The organism is Vibrio clamense (assembly GCF_050337905.1).
Lineage (GTDB): Bacteria > Pseudomonadota > Gammaproteobacteria > Enterobacterales > Vibrionaceae > Vibrio > Vibrio cortegadensis.
The window spans coordinates 50,900-68,047 of the sequence record NZ_JAKJTJ010000024.1 but is presented as its reverse complement, the minus strand read 5'-3'; the positions used below and the strand labels follow the sequence as shown (position 1 = coordinate 68,047).

The window sequence follows — 17,148 nt, the reverse complement described above, 5'->3', positions numbered from 1 at the left end:
TACTTCTAATGAGGTAAGCCCCAACAAAATGAGACTTTGAATGAAATCGTGGAAATGTACTCTATTGAGTCTATTGGCAACTCTTAATATGGCACAAGCGAATGCTGCCCCTGTCGAGCTTGATAAAGTGGCGGTTATTGTCAATGAAAGTGTCGTATTGCAGAGCGATATTGATGCATCACTGAAGACACTGCGTGCCAATGCGAAGAAAAACAACCAAACGTTACCAAGCGAAGCTGTATTACGTGAACAGGTTATTGAGAAACTCATTCTCGATACAATTCAAACCCAAGAAGCCGATCGTATTGGGGTTCGTATTGATGATAACCGTCTGAACGAAGCGATTGCTGAAATTGCAAAAGAGAATAACCAAACCATTGAACAACTCAGCGCTTCTATTGCGGCTGAAGGGTTAAGCTACCCTGCGTTTCGCGAGCAAGTTCGTAAAGAAATCGCAGCCAGTGAAGCGCGTAATGCACTGGTTCGCCGCCGCATTAACATTCTTCCAGCGGAAGTGGATAACCTTGCGAATATCCTAGCTCAAGAAACGAATGCAACCGTACAATACAAAATTGGCCATATTCAGCTACGATTTAATGACCAGCAAGAGAAGTCAGAGATCAAAGAACAAGCAAATCAACTTGCAGAAAAACTCGCGAATGGCGCTGATTTCAGCACAATGGCTTACACCTACTCTAAAGGCCCAAAAGCGCTACAAGGCGGTGATTGGGGTTGGATGCGTAAAGAAGAGATGCCAACGATCTTTGCCGATCAAATTAAGCTACAGAATAAAGGCAGCATCATCGGCCCATTTAGAAGTGGTGTCGGCTTCCATATCCTAAAAATTGAAGACATTAAAGGGCTAGAGACTGTTGCCGTTACGGAAGTGAATGCTCGTCATATATTGATTAAGCCGACCTTAATCCTTAGCGATGAAGGTGTTAAGAAAGAGCTATTAAACATCACGCAACGTATCAATTCTGGAGAAGCTACATTTGCAGATCTTGCTCAACAATATAGCCAAGACCCTGGTTCTGCTGCTCAAAATGGTGAGCTGGGATACCAAACGCCAGATCTTTATGTTCCAGAATTCAAACATCAAATAGAAACATTGCCAGTCAACAAAATCAGCGAACCATTTAAAACGGTTCATGGATGGCATATTGTGGAAGTTCTTGATCGCAGAGAAGTCGACAAAACCGATGCAGCATTGAAAAACAAAGCATACCGCATCCTTTTCAATCGCAAATTTAACGAAGAAGCAGGGGCATGGATGCAAGAAATTCGTGCGAGTGCATTTGTTGAAATGGCTGAAGCTAAGGAGCAATAATGGCAATTACTCGACGCATAGTCGTAACCGCTGGTGAACCAGCAGGTATAGGACCAGATCTCGTACTTGCATTGTCACGAGAATCTTGGACTCATCAAATTGTCGTATGTGCTGATAAAAACTTATTAAATCAAAGAGCTCGTGAGCTAAATATTGATGTTGAACTCATCGATTATGACTCAACGTTAGCCGCTCAGCCACAAAAAGCAGGCTCTTTGATTGTTGATCATCTACCCTTGGCGGCACCTGTCGTCGCCGGAGCTTTAGATGAAGCGAATGGACATTACGTATTAAATACATTAGAAAGAGCCGCTACAGGCTGTATGAATGATGAATTTGATGCTATTGTCACCGGCCCTGTTCACAAGGGAGTAATTAACCGAGCTGGCGTCGCTTTTAGCGGCCATACTGAGTTTTTTGCTGAAAAGTCCAATACACCACTAGTGGTGATGATGTTGGCGACCGAAGGATTGCGAGTTGCACTGGTTACAACTCATATCCCACTCGCTTACGTCTCGAAAGCGGTCACGGAAGAACGCCTTGAGAAAATCATCAAGATTTTGCATCAAGATTTAGTCGAGAAGTTTGCTATAGAAAACCCATCAATCTACGTGTGTGGCTTAAACCCGCATGCAGGAGAAGATGGCTGTTTAGGACGTGAAGAGATCGAAACGATCACTCCAACGCTAGATAAAATTCGACAACAAGATGGTATAAATTTGATTGGTCCATTGCCAGCAGACACCATCTTTAATGACAAGTATTTGCAAGATGCAGATGCTGTTTTAGGAATGTATCACGATCAAGTACTGCCTGTATTGAAATACAAAGGCTTTGGTCGCTCAGTAAACATTACTCTTGGACTGCCTTTTATCAGAACATCGGTAGACCACGGTACTGCTTTAGATTTGGCTGGGACAGGCCAAGCGGATACAGGGAGCTTTAGAACAGCGCTCACGCACGCGATTGAATTAGTAGAGAATAAACAATGAGAAATGATGTCCACTTAGGACACAAAGCGCGTAAACGTTTTGGTCAAAACTTCCTTCATGATCCTTATATCATTGACGGTATCGTATCAGCTATCAACCCACTTCCAGGTCAAAACCTAGTGGAAATTGGTCCTGGACTTGGTGCCATCACTGAGCCTGTTGGTCGTGAAGTTGATAAATTTACAGTTATCGAGCTTGACCGAGACCTCGCAGAACGCCTTCGCAACCACCCTGAATTGGCAGATAAACTGACCATTCATGAAGGTGATGCTATGCGTTTCGATTTTGAACAGTTAGTGAAACCAAATAACAAACTGCGTATTTTTGGTAACTTGCCATACAACATTTCAACGCCTCTAATGTTCCATCTCTTTGAGTTTCATAAAGATATTCAAGATATGCACTTCATGCTACAAAAAGAAGTGGTGAACCGTTTAGCGGCCGGCCCTGGCAGTAAAGCTTATGGTCGTTTAACCGTAATGGCACAATACTTTTGTAAAGTGGTTCCGGTTCTGGAAGTGCCGCCAACGGCATTCATCCCACCACCAAAAGTGGATTCAGCTGTCGTGCGCTTAATGCCATACGAAGTGTTACCTTACCCTGCGAAGAACCTAAAATGGTTAGATCGCGTATGTCGCGAAGGTTTCAACCAGCGTCGTAAAACGGTTCGTAATTGCTACAAAACACTTCTTAGTACAGAAATTTTGGAAGAGTTGGGCGTTAACCCTAGTATGCGTCCAGAGAATTTAACGCTAAAACAGTTTGTTGATATGGCAAACTGGCTTGAAGATAATCACGCCGTTTCAAATTAAAATAAAGGGTTCTAAATTAGATTTAGAACCCTTTTTCTATCGGCTAGCAATCCCCTTTATAGGAGAATGACATGGACGTATCCATCCCTTGTATAAAGTGCCAAGTTCAAACCAGATACATTGAAGAGCAATCTCAGCCAGAACAGAAACGCTACGTATTTGCTTATTTAATGACTATCCGAAACCTCAGCACTCAAACGGTTCAACTTATTAGCCGTCAGTGGCTGATCACCGATGCCAATGGAAAGCAGCTTGTGATTGAAGGGGATGGTGTGGTTGGCCAACAACCATTTATTGATGCAAACGACGAGTATAGCTATAGCAGCGGAACGGCAATTGAAACCCCTGTTGGAGTCATGCAAGGAAAATACATCATGCGTGATGAGCACGGGCAAGAGTTTGCTGCTGAAATTGATCCATTCCGCTTAGCGATTCCCAACATCCTAAATTAACGCCAGATAGAGAGCCATTTATGTCCACATATGTCGTTGGAGATATACAGGGTTGCTACGATGAATTACGTCAGCTTTTAGATACGGTCTCTTTTGACACGAATCAAGATACGCTTTGGCTTGCGGGTGACCTTGTGGCTCGTGGTCCAAAATCACTTGAAACATTGCGATTCGTAAAATCACTAGGTAGCGCAGCCAAAGTGGTGCTTGGTAATCATGATCTCCACCTTCTCGCAATCTCAATTGGTATACATCCGATCAAGGAAAAAGATAGAACAGCCGATATTTTTGATGCCCCTGATAAAGATGAGCTCTTCCATTGGCTACGTAAACAGCCTCTTTTAGCTGAACATGATGAATTTGTTATGTGCCATGCTGGCGTCTCACCACAATGGAATTTGGAACAGGCAAGAGCAGCTGCCAAAGAGGTGGAAGAGGTGTTATCTAGTGACCAGTGGCGTTGGTTACTCACGAATATGTACGATAACAAACCCGACTTATGGGATGACAAACTTATAGGAATAGAGCGTTACCGTTACATTATTAACGCTTATACCAGAATGCGTTTCTGCTTTAATGACATGAGTTTAGATATGGAGTGTAAACTCCCCCCTAATGAACTCAATGACGACAAGCTTATGCCTTGGTTCAAACTTCCACAACGAGTCGCCTTTGAAAAGCCTATTCTGTTTGGTCACTGGGCTGCACTTGAAGGATACTCTGGAGAGGATGTCATCGGGTTAGATACAGGCTGTGTTTGGGGTGGTCACTTAACTATGATCAGATGGGAAGATAAACAATTTTTTACTCAGCCAGCTAACTAAAGTTTAAGATATTACTTGCTTTATATCATAATAAAGCAAGTATCGTTAACGCTCTAATATCACAAAATGCATGTCGAATAAATTTTTATCATCACGGGCGTAATAATAATCTTCAACGCAAACCCATCCTTCGGATCCCCAATTAGGAAAACGCGTATCCCCTTCAATTTCAGCTTCAATGAATGTTAGGTACAATTTATTTGCTATAGGAAGATAGGATTCATATATTGAACCGCCACCTATAACCATAACCTCATCAACTATTCCAACAGCTTTGAGAGCATCTTCAGTTGAAGTAACTACTGTTACTCCATCTATAGTTAGTTCAGGATCTCTACTTATAACTATATTCAACCTTCCCGGTAGAGGACGACCGATTGAGTTGTAAGTTTTTCGCCCCATGATTACTGGCTTACCTAGAGTGTGCTTTTTAAACCAAGAAAAATCAGCAGGCAAATGCCATGGCATGGCATTCTCTTTGCCAATTATTCTGTCACCTGACTCTGGTAAAAAGCCGTTTTCCTTATCGATTTTTCCACCATGAGCCATAGCTGCAATTAAGCTAATTTTCACAACTCTATACCCCTACAATTTCTGAGACACAGATTATACCTATTTCCCTCATTGGGTAAATCTTTATACGATTACACAATGGGTCTGCGACGATAGAATAACAACCCTGGTACCGCTAATCCAATCGCAAGACCTGCGATAATGAACATCGCCTTCAAAAAGTTTTCCATTAAAGTGGCGACGAGTTCAGGGGTGTACCCCATATGATTAATTTCAACCATAGCAATCATCGCTTTAAATGCGAAGACTCCAGGAACCATAGGAATCAAAGCCGCAACGGTAAACACCTTAGGATGAGCTAAAAATTTGTGCGACCAATGGACACCTACCATGCCGACAATGGTGGCTGCAAAAAAGGTGGCCCACTCAATAGGAATACCGAACTGCATCATTAAATAGCGACTTCCGTGGCCAATAGAGCCACCAAGCGCACAGTAAATTAATGCTTTCTGCGGCACATTAAACACCAATGCAAAGCCAACGGCAGGAATAGCGGCAAAAAACATATCGTTCAGCAGTCCGAGAAGTAAATCCATCAATTGATAATCCATTATCCAACCCACCCCCATACTCCGGTTAAACTCATTGCTGCAACAATGCCTAAACTTGTGGCTAAGGTTAATAAGCTCGCCATAACAAATCGTGCAATGCCCATATTAATATGCCCTTTAAGCATATCGGCAACGGCATTAATCAGCGGAAAACCGGGAACAAGCATTAATACAGAAGAAGCCATGACAATCTCAGGCAGATTACCAATGTTATACAATACGGCTTGGGCTGAAATAGCACTCGTCACAAAAGCCGTCGCGGCAAAGTTCATTAGAGGGTTAAAGTGTCGATGCCCGATCTCTTGACGAACAATCATTCCAGAGGAAGAAGCAAGAAATGTCATCGCAAAAACAGACCAGTCACCACCGGCCAAATGACTAAATGAAGCGCAAGATAAACCAATCATGAGTACGACAAGCCAACGGTTATAACGCTCGGGACTTATCTCATTCAGTTTTTTCTGAGCAAGGGAGTAATCTACAATGCCTTTTTCGAGCATAATGCAGATCCTTTGGATCTGAGTGACCGCTCGCATGTTGATCCCACGATCAGGACAACTTCGGGTTGTTGTGATGCAGTGATCATCCATCATAGTTGTTACCACAAGTGAGTTAGCGGAAAGCGCGACTTCCACTTCATCCATTCCACTTGCGAGTCCAATTCGACGCATAATGTCACCAACTAATGCGCTTTCAGCTCCGTGAGCCAACAACATTTGCCCTGCTTGAGCAATCAATCGCGACGTTGCTCTCTGTTTTGATGCCATGAATCCTTCCATTTGGCCAATTATTCAATAAGAGCAGTAGTCTGCATGAAAAATAGCTTACGGGATATGATATAGATACAAAAAAACCGCAATTCACATTGCGGCTTTAGTCAACTAGCTGAAGTTAGTCACGAACGTAGACAACATGGCCGTCATCTTCTTCGTCATCCCAATCTTCATCATCCCAGTCATCTTCCGTTACGACGTCTTTACCGCTCATCGCATCTTTATGGTAATCATCCCACATGAAGTCAACTTTTTCGTCTTCACTTAGCACTAATGCTTCTTTAGGTAGATTTTCCATGAAGGTAGACAACTTGAAGCACAACTCTTTAGTGCCTTGCTTGTTTACTGCTGAAATCTTGAAGTACTCATCTTCCCAACCAAGAGCATCAAGAACACTTTGAATGATCTTGTCAGCTTCTTCTTCAGGCATTAAGTCAACTTTGTTGAACACTAACCAGCGAGGTTTTTCTGCCACTTTTTCACTGTATTGCTCTAGCTCATCAATGATCGTCAGTGCATTCTGAATAGGATCTGATTGATCAATTGGCATGATATCGATCATGTGCAGAAGAACGCGGCAACGTTCAAGGTGCTTCAAGAAACGAATGCCCAAACCGGCACCGTCAGCAGCGCCTTCAATTAGACCCGGGATATCGGCAACAACAAAGCTACGCTCAGGAACGACACTCACCACACCCAAGCTTGGAATTAACGTAGTAAATGGGTAATCGGCGACTTTTGGTTTCGCTGCTGATACAGAACGAATAAAGGTTGATTTACCTGCGTTAGGCAAACCTAGCATACCAACATCAGCCAGTAGCAATAACTCTAACCGCAGTTCGCGAACTTCACCTTTAGTACCTAAAGTCTTCTGACGAGGAGCTCGGTTCACTGACGACTTAAAGCGAGTGTTACCTAGACCGTGCCAGCCGCCTTTAGCAACCATGATTTTTTTGCCGTGTTCAGCAACTTCACCCACCACTTCATTGGTGTGGATATCAACAGCACGAGTACCAACAGGTACGCGTAATACTTTGTCTTTACCACGCTTACCAGTACAGTTACCGCCGCTACCATTAGTGCCACGCTCAGCCTTATGGAAACGTTCGAAACGGTAGTCAACAAGAGTATTTAGGTTCTCGTCAGCTTGGATATAAACATCGCCGCCATCACCGCCATCGCCGCCATCAGGGCCGCCTTTAGCAACAAATTTTTCACGCCAAAAACTAACAACGCCGCTACCGCCGTCGCCCGCTTCTACTTTTACTGTCGATTCATCAACAAATTTCATCTTTTACTCCGCATTTTGTGCGTTGCAATATCATCCAACTAAGCATGATATAAATTCTAGCAGATCCGAGAATCAATAGATCGATCACCTCAAAACTATTGTTCACCTGCGAAAGGAACAAAAAGGAAGATAAGCTCATCATTATGAGCAGTGATCTTACTTTTTGTTCTCTCTATAAATAAAAAACCCCGCCTAAAGGCAGGGCTTTTGAATTCAGCTTGAAACTAAGAATTACTCAGAATCGATGCTTACGAATTTACGGTTTTTAGGACCTTTAACTTCAAATTTCACTTTACCTTCAGTAAGAGCGAAAAGAGTATGGTCTTTACCGATGCCAACGTTTGTGCCAGCGTGGAACTTAGTACCACGTTGACGAACGATGATGTTACCTGCAAGAACAGATTCACCACCAAAACGCTTAACACCAAGACGTTTGCTTTCTGAATCGCGGCCGTTATTAGTAGAACCGCCAGCTTTTTTGTGTGCCATTGTAGAACTCTCCTAATACTTAAGCGTTGATGCCAGTGATTTTCACTTCAGTGAACCACTGACGGTGGCCTTGCTGCTTACGAGAGTGCTTACGACGACGGAACTTAACGATTTTAACTTTATCGCCACGACCGTGTTGTACTACTTCAGCAGTAATTTTACCGCCCTCTACTAGAGGTGCGCCAACTGAGATTTCTTCACCGTTTGCAATTAGTAGAACTTTATCAAATTCAACTGTTGCGCCAGTTTCAACGTCTAATTTCTCTAAACGAAGGGTTTGACCTTCGCTTACTCGGTGTTGTTTACCACCAGATTGGAAAACAGCGTACATATTTTACTCCGCTTTTTCCGCACAGCCTATGGTTGTTATTTGAACAACTCGGGTGTGCGCTAAACTAATCAATAGGGCGCAGATTCTACGTGAACCATACGTCTATGACAAGCCATATTTTAAAATAATTGGCGAAAAGCTAATCGCCAAAGAAAAGTGCGGCAATCATGCCCTTTAGTGATGTATTAATCAACGTTTTTTAGTGTACTATTCGTAAATTAAATAGAACAAATAAACCTTACAGGGTCTAACCTCAGCCGGGTATATAATGGATTTTAAAGCTATCCAAACGCTTACTGCCGATGATATGGCAAAAGTGAATGAAACAATTCAAGCTCAACTCAATTCTGATGTAAGTTTAATCAACCAATTAGGCTTTTATATTGTGAGTGGCGGTGGCAAACGCCTACGCCCACTGCTTGCGATACTATCGGCAAAAGCCTTGGGATATCAGGGAGAAGCGCACACGACAGCGGCCGCATTTATTGAATTCATCCATACAGCAACCTTGCTGCATGACGATGTTGTTGATGAGTCAGACATGCGACGTGGCAAAGCAACCGCTAATGCCGCCTTTGGTAATGCTGCTAGTGTTTTAGTCGGTGACTTCATCTATACCCGTTCATTCCAGATGATGACAGGGCTAGGATCACTAAAGATCCTTGGACTCATGAGTGAAGCGGTGAATGTCATTGCGGAAGGGGAAGTTCTGCAATTAATGAACTGTAACGATCCCAATACCACTGAAGAGAGTTACATGCAGGTCATCTACTCTAAAACCGCGCGCCTCTTTGAAGCCGCGACTCAGATTGGGGCCATTTTGACTGATTCTTCTACTGAAATTGAAGTCGCCTTGCAAAACTACGGTAAATACCTAGGCACTGCATTCCAACTGATTGACGATGTGATGGATTACACCTCTGATGGCGAAGATATGGGAAAAAATGTGGGGGATGACCTTGCAGAAGGCAAACCTACTCTTCCTTTGCTTTACGCAATGCGCCACGGAAACCCAGAGCAAGCTGAAATGATTAAAGAAGCTATCGAGCAATCCAATGGCATAGATAAGCTAGATGCAATTCTAGAAACAATGAAGCAAACCGACGCTTTGGAATACACCACTGATAAAGCACATGAAGAAGCAGACAAAGCGATTCTTGAACTCTCGATTCTACCTGAGTCTGAATATAAGCAGGCGTTAATTACCCTTGCTCATTTAGCCGTGAATCGAACCAAGTAAGTTCAGTTAAGAGGCGTAACCAAACGCTCCTTTGTCATTCGAAATACAAAAAAGCCTATATGACCTCTCACCAGTGAGGTCATATAGGCTTTTTTATTTTTAGCGTACACAAAATAAAAAAGCCGACCATAGGCCGACTTCAATTCAATAACTGCCTTCCAATATAGAAAGCTATCTTTTAGTGCTATTTAGCGAATTCAACACCTGTCGCAATGTCACCATTTAACGTTTCTAGCATGCCGTCTAGTGCTGCTTTTTCAAACTCACTCAGCTCACCGTAGCTTAAGATTGCTTCTGCACCCTCTTTACCTAGCTTAACGGGTTGTGCGAAGAATGGAGCATGTTCGCCTTCACCTTCAACATAAGCGCACTCGATGACATTCTCTTCACCTTGCAAGCCTTTGACAAGAGCAAGACCAAAACGACAAGCCGCTTGTCCCATTGAAAGTGTCGCACTACCACCGCCCGCTTTAGCTTCCACAACTTCAGTACCCGCATTCTGGATACGTTTTGTCAGTGCAGCCACTTCTTCATCGCTAAATTCCACACCTTCTACTTGAGAAAGAAGAGGAAGGATCGTTACGCCAGAGTGGCCACCGATAACAGGAACACGAACATCGCCTGGATCTTTATCTTTCAGTGCTGCAACAAAAGTTTCTGAACGGATCACATCAAGAGTCGTGATACCAAATAAACGGCGCTTATCATAAACACCCGCTTTTTTAAGCACTTCAGCGGCAATAGGCACCGTAGTATTTACAGGGTTTGTAATGATACCAACACAAGCTTTTGGACAAACTTGTGCAATTTTTTCAGTCAGAGACTTAACGATACCGGCATTGACATTAAAAAGATCCGCACGATCCATCCCAGGTTTACGAGCGATACCTGCAGAGATCAATACAACATCAGCCCCTTCAAGAGCAGGAGTTGGATCTTCGCCAGCATAACCTTTGATCGATACAGGAGTTGGGATATGACTAAGATCAGCAGCAACACCAGGTGTAACCGGAGCGATATCGTAAAGGGCTAGATCTGAACCAGCAGGAAGACGGTTCTTAAGTAGTAGGGCTAGAGCTTGACCGATGCCACCAGCGGCACCAATAACAGCAACTTTCATTATAGTTCTCCTTGAGAATGGATCTCTTATAAATATATTTGTAGGTTTTTTGTATATTGGATGAATAGAAAATTATAGTAATCACATACTGATTACAATCAATTAACTTCAGCTTTGCGACCTCGCTCAAACCAATATATAGGCAATAAAAACGTGCTACACAGAAGAACGAGATTATGAACTTAAATTAATAATCTCACAACGGAATACCACCGAACGGAAAGAAGCATTTTATAAAGGTTTTACAGTGATATTAATAACAGATTTCAGGGATAGTTTGGTTAATCCCTCATATCTATGTCAGAATGCGCGGCTGTGGATATATGTGTTTTCTCAGCGGGATATAAGACAGAACTATGCGCAATACAGAAAAACAAGATAACTTAGTTCGAGCTTTCAAAGCCTTACTAAAAGAAGAGAAATTTGGCTCACAAGGTGAGATCGTAGACGCTCTAAAACATGAAGGTTTTGAGAGTATCAACCAATCGAAAGTATCTCGGATGCTTACCAAGTTTGGAGCAGTTCGTACACGCAATGCCAAAATGGAAATGGTGTACTGCTTACCTGCTGAGTTGGGTGTCCCTACGGTATCAAGCTCCTTACGTGAACTTGTTCTCGATATTGATCATAACAATGCGATTGTTGTTATTCATACCGGACCAGGTGCCGCTCAACTTATCGCACGCTTACTTGATTCTTTAGGTAAGTCAGAAGGCATTTTAGGTGTCGTAGCTGGAGATGATACTATTTTCATTACTCCAACTCTCAACGTTACCACTGAGCAATTATTCGACTCAGTATGCGATCTGTTTGATTACGCAGGCTAACTATTTGATTCTTATATAGGTCACTGTGAGACTCTTTCGCTGTGACCTAGCTCACATCTTACGCTATTCATCTCCTAGTCTCATGCTAAATTCAAGTTATTGATTTTCATCGAATTTCAACATCGCATTTCTGCTATTTTCTTGTTATACACTTAGACTATTTAGCTATAACTTTTAACATTCTTGTAATTATCTACCAATTTTTTGCTATTATTCAGCCTCTTTTTCAACAGATGGATTGAAAAAGGTGCCGTTTTTAGATAGGAAACTCCAGAAGCAGCTACACTTGTTTCAGGACTAACAATGAATAAGGAAGGAAAATTCATGGCATTTAACAAACTTGTTAAAGTCAGCGCTATTGCAGCTGCAGTAATTGGTGCTGGTGCAGTTAACGCACAAGAGTTCATCACAATTGGTACAGGTTCAGTAACTGGTGTTTACTACCCTACTGGCGGTGCTATTTGTAAATTAGTGAACAAAGGTCGTAAAGAGCACAACATTCGTTGTTCAGTAGAATCTACTGGTGGCTCAATTTACAACGTTAACACTATGCGTGCGGGTGAGCTTGATTTTGGTGTTGTTCAGTCTGACTGGCAGTTCCACGGCTACAACGGTACAAGTAAATTTGCAGAGCAAGGTCCGTACAAAAAACTGCGTGCAATGTTCTCTCTTCACACAGAACCATTCAACATCATTGCTCGTTCAGATGCTGGTATCGAAGGCGTTGCAGATCTAAAAGGCAAGCGTGTAAACATCGGTAACCCAGGTTCTGGTGATCGCGCAACAATGGGCGTTGTCATGGATGCGATGGGCTGGACAAACGACAGCTTCAAACTAGCGTCTGAACTTAAAGGTTCTGAGCGTTCACAAGCTCTATGTGATAATAAAATTGACGCATTCATCTACATGGTTGGTCACCCGAACGGATCAATCAAAGAAGCAACAACATCTTGTGATGCGAAGCTAGTTCCAGCTACGGGTCCTCAAATTGACAAGATTGTTGCTGACAACCCTTACTACGCCTACAGCAATGTACCTGCAGGTATGTATCGCGGTACAGAAGGTGACGTAAACAGTTTTGGTGTTGCCGCAACGATGGTAACAACGACGGACGTTCCTGATGAAGTTGCTTACAATGTTGCAAAAGCAGTATTTGAAAACTTTAATACCTTCAAACGTCTTCACCCTGCGTTTGCAAACCTGAAGAAAGAAGAGATGGTAAAAGCTGGTCTATCTATCCCTCTTCACCCAGGTGCGGTTAAATACTACAAAGAAGTCGGTCTTTTGAAGTAATATTTTCAAGTCATCGTCTAAAATAAGGAGGCTCCAGCCTCCTTATTTGTTTACTCCGCATGATGAATGCAGAGATATTTTTTGCCAATTTAATTCCAATTACTATAACGGCAAAACACAACTACTTTTGGTTTTCTAAATTTGAAAAACCAACCTTCGTTATAAACCCAAGACAAGTCGAAACTCAGAGCAAATTTTCATCTATTTACTACACTGATAGGTGCTCAATAGAATTCTAAGTCGTGAACGATGAGTCTAGACCATCAAGAATAAGGATAAAGTACATGACGCAGACAAACACACCGTCTCCAGATGTGCAAGAAATGGTGGCCCAATCCGACACCGGTGCGCGAAACCCGAGCGGTCTTTCTGGGAGAATTTTATGGTTTGTACCACTCTGTTGGTCGCTATTCCAACTTTGGTATGCATCACCACTGCCATTTATTTTTGATTTTGCCGTACTTAATGATACTCAAGCACGCTCAATCCATCTCACTTTTGCTATTTTCTTGGCGTTCACCGCCTACCCTGCAATGAAAAATTCACCGCGAGATAGCATTCCCGCGGTCGATTGGTTACTAGCCCTAGCAGGTAGTTTTTCAGCGGCTTATATCTACCTTTTTTATAGCGAATTAGCCGACCGTTCAGGCGCACCGACGACTTTTGATATCGTTGCTGCCGTTACAGGAATGGTTCTACTTTTAGAAGCCACTCGTCGAGCTTTAGGTCCACCGTTAATGGTGGTAGCAGCTGTATTCCTACTGTACACATTTGGCGGCCCTCACATGCCAGATGTTATCGCCCATAAAGGGGCAAGCTTGAATAAAGCGATGTCTCACCTATGGCTAACCACTGAAGGTGTATTTGGCGTAGCGCTAGGTGTTTCAACCTCTTTTGTATTCTTATTTGTTCTTTTTGGCGCGATGCTAGAGCGAGCAGGTGCAGGTGCATACTTCATTAAAGTGGCCTTCTCACTGCTTGGTCATATGCGTGGCGGACCAGCAAAAGCGGCCGTTGTCGCTTCTGGTTTATCCGGTCTTGTTTCTGGTTCTTCAATTGCAAACGTAGTCACCACTGGTACGTTTACGATCCCATTAATGAAGCGTGTCGGGTTTTCTGGCGAAAAAGCGGGAGCAGTTGAAGTTGCCGCATCCACAAACGGGCAATTAACACCACCAATCATGGGTGCTGCTGCATTCTTAATGGTGGAATATGTGGGTATTTCTTACGTAGAAGTGATCAAAGCGGCTCTACTTCCAGCACTAATTTCTTACATTGCTCTGATTTATATTGTTCACTTAGAAGCCTGTAAAGCAGGTATGACCGGGCTACCTCGTCGCCACACACCAACAATTATCCAAAGCTTGCTCTCTTTCACCGGAACCATCCTTGGTTTATGTGTAATAAGTGCTGCGGTTTACTACGGCGTCGGTTGGACGAAAGATGTATTTGGCGCGGCAGCAACCCCGATTGTGACCGTTGCTTTATTACTCTCGTATGTGGCTCTGATCCGCGTATCCGCAAAGTATGCAGCGGAAGGTGGCATGGATATTAATGCTGAGCTAACTGAAGTACCCGATCCCGGCCCAACCGTGAAATCTGGTTTGCACTTTCTGTTACCTATTGTTGTTCTAGTCTGGTGTTTAACCGTTGAGCGTTTTTCTCCTGGGTTATCTGCATTCTGGGCAACCGTGTTCATGATTTTCATCTTGATCACTCAACGTCCATTAATTGCTCTAATGTCTAAAACGGGTGATATCAATGAGCAAGTAAAAGCCGGATTCATCGATCTACTCGAAAGCTTAGTCTCTGGTGCTCGTAATATGATCGGTATTGGTGTCGCAACTGCCGCTGCGGGTACGGTTGTCGGTGTTGTAACGCTGACTGGTATCGGCTTAGTCATGACCGACTTTGTTGAGTTCATCTCTGGCGGAAGCATCATTTTAATGCTGCTATTTACTGCGGTTATTAGCTTAGTGCTGGGCATGGGGTTGCCTACCACGGCAAACTACATCGTTGTGTCTACTTTGATGGCGCCAGTAATTGTGACTTTAGGTGCCGCTCACGGGCTGATCATTCCACTCATTGCGGTCCACCTATTTGTGTTCTATTTCGGGATATTAGCCGATGATACGCCACCTGTAGGTTTAGCTGCGTTCGCGGCTGCTGCGATTGCAAAATCAGACCCAATTCGAACCGGTATTCAAGGTTTTACCTACGATATTCGAACGGCCATTCTTCCATTTATGTTTGTGTTTAATACACAACTCCTCTTGATGGGCATTGATACATGGTGGCATTTAGCGTTAACCATCTTCTCATCTGTCGTTGCAATGTTGATTTTCTCGGCCGCAACACAAGGTTGGTGGTTTACACGTAATAAATGGTGGGAAACCGTCCTATTATTAGCACTAACGTTCACCTTCTTCCGCCCAGGTTTTTGGTGGGACATGGTTTACCCTGCAAAAGTTCTTTCGCCAGGAGTTGAGATAGCTCAAATTACTGAAAAACTAAATGTAGGACAATCACTTGAGCTGAGAGTTGCTGGTGAAAACCTTGAAGGCGACTACTCTGAGAAAACGGTTCGCCTACCATTTGATGATTACGCGGTAAGCGCAGAAGAGCGAATTTCGTCAATGGGCCTAATGCTAAATCAGGTTGATGGCAAAATGATTGTTGATATGGTTGAGTTTGGTAGCCCTGCGGAGTCTTCTGGTATTGATTTCGATTGGGAGATTAAATCCATTATTCAAGATGCAGATAGACCGATGAAAGAGTGGGTTTTTGTTCCTGCCCTACTTCTTCTTATTGGACTAGGCTTAAACCAACGTAGACGCGCTCGTAAGGATGAACTAAGCGCTTAATAGAGAAAGTGGTACTATCGGCTTTCTTACTGGAAAGGATATTGGCGGCAGCTAGCGATTAGCGTTAGCTGCACAATTTAAAGAGAATAAATAATGTATAAACAAATCCTTGTTCCTGTCGATTTAAATGATAAAGGCTTTTCAGATAAAGCCGTTGAGTTAGCGGTTTGGCATGCGAAACACTCTAACGCTGAAGTTCACCTATTGAATGTTTTACCTGGCATTCATATGTCTATGGTCGCGACTTACTTCCCTAAAGATGCGGCTCACAAGATGAAGCTAGATGTTAAAAACCAGCTGAAAGCTTTTGCTGATCAACATATCGATGATGAAGTTATCTACAAAGTTCATGTTGCTGAAGGAAAACCATACTCAACCATCCTTGAGTATGCAGCAAAACTTGGTGCCGACTTAATCATTATGCCAAGCCATAAACGGTCAAGAATGGACAAAGTCGTACTAGGATCGGTGGCGAGTAAAGTCGTGCAAAACTCACCTATCAATGTGTTAGTGGTAAAACCGCAGAACTCGTAACATGATCTCTATCGATATAAGATCGATTCAGATTTCTATAGAAAACGGCCATTCAATGAATGGCCGTTTTTTTAATTTTTAGGTAAGGTTTTGTAGTCTGGTAAGCATTCACTCGCTTCAAAGTGTTGCAGAACTTGAGGCTCAACCTCTGGATAGAAATCGCATGGCACAAACACCGTAAACAATTTTTCGGTGGCTGGATGATAAAAACTCAGCTCACAAGCATGCAGCGCTAATCTATCAGAGAAAGTTAGCGCCTCACCTGACGAGTAAAACTCATCACCGACAATAGAGTGCCCTATTTCCATCGCATGAACACGTAATTGATGTGAACGACCAGTGATAGGAAGTAACCTCAATAAGGTCGTTTTCTCTTCACGCTTCGCCACTTGATAGCGCGTTTGTGATGGCTTTCCATCTTCATGGCACACCTTCTGTCTTGGTCTATTCGGCCAGTCACAGATCAATGGCAGGTCAATCTCGCCTTGTTCCTCTTCAACCAGTCCCCATACACGTGCGTAATATATTTTGTGTGTCAGACGATATTGGAACTGCTTCTTCAATGAACGCTCAGCTTCTTTATGCATAGCAAAAAGCATTAAACCCGATGTCGACATATCGAGTCGATGCACCACTTGTATCTCTGGGTATTCAGCGACTAGACGGCTCCACATACTATCATAATGCTCAGGCGCCCTACCGGGTACGGAAAGCAATCCCGATGGTTTATTGGCGACCAGAATATCATTATCTTGATACACAATATCAATCCAAGGTTCGGTCGGGGGAGTGTATTCAATCATCGCCATTGTGACATCTCATTTAGTAAAAAAGAAAAACTCGATTTAGTCT

18 protein-coding genes are annotated in these 17,148 nt (G+C 43.1%); 10 read left to right on the top strand and 8 right to left on the bottom strand.

Annotation, left to right across the window (positions count from 1 at the left end; genetic code table 11):
* The first annotated feature begins 40 nt into the window (after nucleotides 1-40).
* From surA to apaH, 5 genes are all read left to right on the top strand, one after another.
* Complete coding sequence (gene surA / locus L4C39_RS12620; RefSeq protein ID WP_429746212.1) at nucleotides 41-1,330, top strand: peptidylprolyl isomerase SurA; 1,290 nt, start codon at nucleotides 41-43, stop codon at nucleotides 1,328-1,330.
* A complete protein-coding gene (gene pdxA, locus L4C39_RS12615; RefSeq protein WP_017051148.1) occupies nucleotides 1,330-2,322 on the top strand; it encodes a 4-hydroxythreonine-4-phosphate dehydrogenase PdxA in 993 nt (330 codons plus the stop codon). The genes surA and pdxA overlap by 1 nt, the downstream gene beginning before the upstream one ends.
* On the top strand, nucleotides 2,319-3,134 hold the full coding sequence (gene rsmA, locus L4C39_RS12610) for a 16S rRNA (adenine(1518)-N(6)/adenine(1519)-N(6))-dimethyltransferase RsmA (RefSeq protein ID WP_017051149.1): 816 nt from the start codon (nucleotides 2,319-2,321) through the stop codon (nucleotides 3,132-3,134). The genes pdxA and rsmA overlap by 4 nt, the downstream gene beginning before the upstream one ends.
* Nucleotides 3,135-3,205: 71 nt before the next feature.
* Entirely contained in the window at nucleotides 3,206-3,586 is a 381-nt protein-coding gene (gene apaG, locus L4C39_RS12605) for a Co2+/Mg2+ efflux protein ApaG (RefSeq protein WP_017051150.1), read from the top strand.
* A 20-nt stretch (nucleotides 3,587-3,606) separates the two neighbouring features.
* The gene (gene apaH, locus L4C39_RS12600) at nucleotides 3,607-4,410 is read left to right on the top strand and encodes a bis(5'-nucleosyl)-tetraphosphatase (symmetrical) ApaH (protein ID WP_429746209.1); all 804 of its coding nucleotides are present in this window, start codon (nucleotides 3,607-3,609) and stop codon (nucleotides 4,408-4,410) included.
* A gap of 45 nt (nucleotides 4,411-4,455) precedes the next feature.
* On the opposite strand, the gene folA is transcribed toward apaH, so the two are convergent.
* From folA to rplU, 6 genes are all read right to left on the bottom strand, one after another.
* The gene (gene folA / locus L4C39_RS12595; protein WP_371730205.1) at nucleotides 4,456-4,983 is read right to left on the bottom strand and encodes a type 3 dihydrofolate reductase; all 528 of its coding nucleotides are present in this window, start codon (nucleotides 4,981-4,983) and stop codon (nucleotides 4,456-4,458) included.
* Between the two features lie 71 nt (nucleotides 4,984-5,054).
* The gene (locus tag L4C39_RS12590) at nucleotides 5,055-5,552 is read right to left on the bottom strand and encodes a threonine/serine exporter family protein (RefSeq protein ID WP_029203212.1); all 498 of its coding nucleotides are present in this window, start codon (nucleotides 5,550-5,552) and stop codon (nucleotides 5,055-5,057) included.
* Entirely contained in the window at nucleotides 5,534-6,301 is a 768-nt protein-coding gene (locus L4C39_RS12585; RefSeq protein ID WP_017051154.1) for a threonine/serine exporter family protein, read from the bottom strand. The genes L4C39_RS12590 and L4C39_RS12585 overlap by 19 nt, the downstream gene beginning before the upstream one ends.
* Nucleotides 6,302-6,425: 124 nt before the next feature.
* Nucleotides 6,426-7,598, bottom strand: a complete 1,173-nt coding sequence (cgtA, locus tag L4C39_RS12580) for an Obg family GTPase CgtA (RefSeq protein ID WP_017051155.1) — start codon at nucleotides 7,596-7,598, stop codon at nucleotides 6,426-6,428.
* A 231-nt stretch (nucleotides 7,599-7,829) separates the two neighbouring features.
* Nucleotides 7,830-8,087, bottom strand: coding sequence for a 50S ribosomal protein L27 (gene rpmA, locus L4C39_RS12575; protein ID WP_017051156.1), 258 nt, complete (start codon nucleotides 8,085-8,087; stop codon nucleotides 7,830-7,832).
* Nucleotides 8,088-8,106: 19 nt separating this feature from the next.
* Nucleotides 8,107-8,418 (bottom strand): 50S ribosomal protein L21, encoded by a 312-nt coding sequence (rplU, locus tag L4C39_RS12570; RefSeq protein WP_017051157.1) that lies wholly within the window; start codon nucleotides 8,416-8,418, stop codon nucleotides 8,107-8,109.
* 268 nt (nucleotides 8,419-8,686) lie between these two features.
* On the opposite strand from rplU, the gene ispB reads away from it, so the two are divergent.
* Nucleotides 8,687-9,658 (top strand): octaprenyl diphosphate synthase, encoded by a 972-nt coding sequence (ispB, locus tag L4C39_RS12565; RefSeq protein WP_429746206.1) that lies wholly within the window; start codon nucleotides 8,687-8,689, stop codon nucleotides 9,656-9,658.
* A gap of 184 nt (nucleotides 9,659-9,842) precedes the next feature.
* On the opposite strand, the gene mdh is transcribed toward ispB, so the two are convergent.
* Nucleotides 9,843-10,778, bottom strand: coding sequence for a malate dehydrogenase (gene mdh, locus L4C39_RS12560; RefSeq protein WP_017051159.1), 936 nt, complete (start codon nucleotides 10,776-10,778; stop codon nucleotides 9,843-9,845).
* Between the two features lie 356 nt (nucleotides 10,779-11,134).
* On the opposite strand from mdh, the gene argR reads away from it, so the two are divergent.
* The 4 genes from argR to L4C39_RS12540 all read left to right on the top strand — a co-directional run bounded on the left by argR (nucleotide 11,135) and on the right by L4C39_RS12540 (nucleotide 16,296).
* A complete protein-coding gene (gene argR, locus L4C39_RS12555; protein WP_017051160.1) occupies nucleotides 11,135-11,605 on the top strand; it encodes a transcriptional regulator ArgR in 471 nt (156 codons plus the stop codon).
* Between the two features lie 324 nt (nucleotides 11,606-11,929).
* Nucleotides 11,930-12,898, top strand: a complete 969-nt coding sequence (locus tag L4C39_RS12550) for a TAXI family TRAP transporter solute-binding subunit (protein ID WP_113799573.1) — start codon at nucleotides 11,930-11,932, stop codon at nucleotides 12,896-12,898.
* A 284-nt stretch (nucleotides 12,899-13,182) separates the two neighbouring features.
* Nucleotides 13,183-15,762: a TRAP transporter permease gene (locus L4C39_RS12545; protein WP_017051162.1), complete on the top strand. Its 2,580-nt coding sequence runs from the start codon at nucleotides 13,183-13,185 to the stop codon at nucleotides 15,760-15,762.
* Nucleotides 15,763-15,855: 93 nt separating this feature from the next.
* On the top strand, nucleotides 15,856-16,296 hold the full coding sequence (locus L4C39_RS12540; protein WP_017051163.1) for a universal stress protein: 441 nt from the start codon (nucleotides 15,856-15,858) through the stop codon (nucleotides 16,294-16,296).
* A 71-nt stretch (nucleotides 16,297-16,367) separates the two neighbouring features.
* Here the strand turns inward: L4C39_RS12540 and L4C39_RS12535 are convergent, their stop codons facing one another.
* Nucleotides 16,368-17,105 carry a pseudouridine synthase gene (locus L4C39_RS12535; RefSeq protein ID WP_113799575.1) on the bottom strand — a complete coding sequence of 246 codons (738 nt, stop codon included), beginning with the start codon at nucleotides 17,103-17,105 and terminating at the stop codon, nucleotides 16,368-16,370.
* Between the last annotated feature and the right edge of the window lie 43 nt (nucleotides 17,106-17,148).

What these genes read in the sequence shown, in the direction of transcription:
- ispB (WP_429746206.1), top strand. Translation starts at nt 8,687, where the DNA reads ATGGATTTTAAAGCTATCCAAACGCTTACTGCCGATGATATGGCAAAA.
- L4C39_RS12545 (WP_017051162.1), top strand. Translation starts at nt 13,183, where the DNA reads ATGACGCAGACAAACACACCGTCTCCAGATGTGCAAGAAATGGTGGCC.
- rsmA (WP_017051149.1), top strand. Translation starts at nt 2,319, where the DNA reads ATGAGAAATGATGTCCACTTAGGACACAAAGCGCGTAAACGTTTTGGT.
- mdh (WP_017051159.1), bottom strand. Translation starts at nt 10,778, where the DNA reads ATGAAAGTTGCTGTTATTGGTGCCGCTGGTGGCATCGGTCAAGCTCTA.
- rpmA (WP_017051156.1), bottom strand. Translation starts at nt 8,087, where the DNA reads ATGGCACACAAAAAAGCTGGCGGTTCTACTAATAACGGCCGCGATTCA.
- apaH (WP_429746209.1), top strand. Translation starts at nt 3,607, where the DNA reads ATGTCCACATATGTCGTTGGAGATATACAGGGTTGCTACGATGAATTA.
- argR (WP_017051160.1), top strand. Translation starts at nt 11,135, where the DNA reads ATGCGCAATACAGAAAAACAAGATAACTTAGTTCGAGCTTTCAAAGCC.
- surA (WP_429746212.1), top strand. Translation starts at nt 41, where the DNA reads ATGAAATCGTGGAAATGTACTCTATTGAGTCTATTGGCAACTCTTAAT.
- L4C39_RS12535 (WP_113799575.1), bottom strand. Translation starts at nt 17,105, where the DNA reads ATGGCGATGATTGAATACACTCCCCCGACCGAACCTTGGATTGATATT.
- L4C39_RS12590 (WP_029203212.1), bottom strand. Translation starts at nt 5,552, where the DNA reads ATGGGGGTGGGTTGGATAATGGATTATCAATTGATGGATTTACTTCTC.
- cgtA (WP_017051155.1), bottom strand. Translation starts at nt 7,598, where the DNA reads ATGAAATTTGTTGATGAATCGACAGTAAAAGTAGAAGCGGGCGACGGC.
- rplU (WP_017051157.1), bottom strand. Translation starts at nt 8,418, where the DNA reads ATGTACGCTGTTTTCCAATCTGGTGGTAAACAACACCGAGTAAGCGAA.
- L4C39_RS12550 (WP_113799573.1), top strand. Translation starts at nt 11,930, where the DNA reads ATGGCATTTAACAAACTTGTTAAAGTCAGCGCTATTGCAGCTGCAGTA.
- pdxA (WP_017051148.1), top strand. Translation starts at nt 1,330, where the DNA reads ATGGCAATTACTCGACGCATAGTCGTAACCGCTGGTGAACCAGCAGGT.
- L4C39_RS12540 (WP_017051163.1), top strand. Translation starts at nt 15,856, where the DNA reads ATGTATAAACAAATCCTTGTTCCTGTCGATTTAAATGATAAAGGCTTT.
- L4C39_RS12585 (WP_017051154.1), bottom strand. Translation starts at nt 6,301, where the DNA reads ATGGCATCAAAACAGAGAGCAACGTCGCGATTGATTGCTCAAGCAGGG.
- apaG (WP_017051150.1), top strand. Translation starts at nt 3,206, where the DNA reads ATGGACGTATCCATCCCTTGTATAAAGTGCCAAGTTCAAACCAGATAC.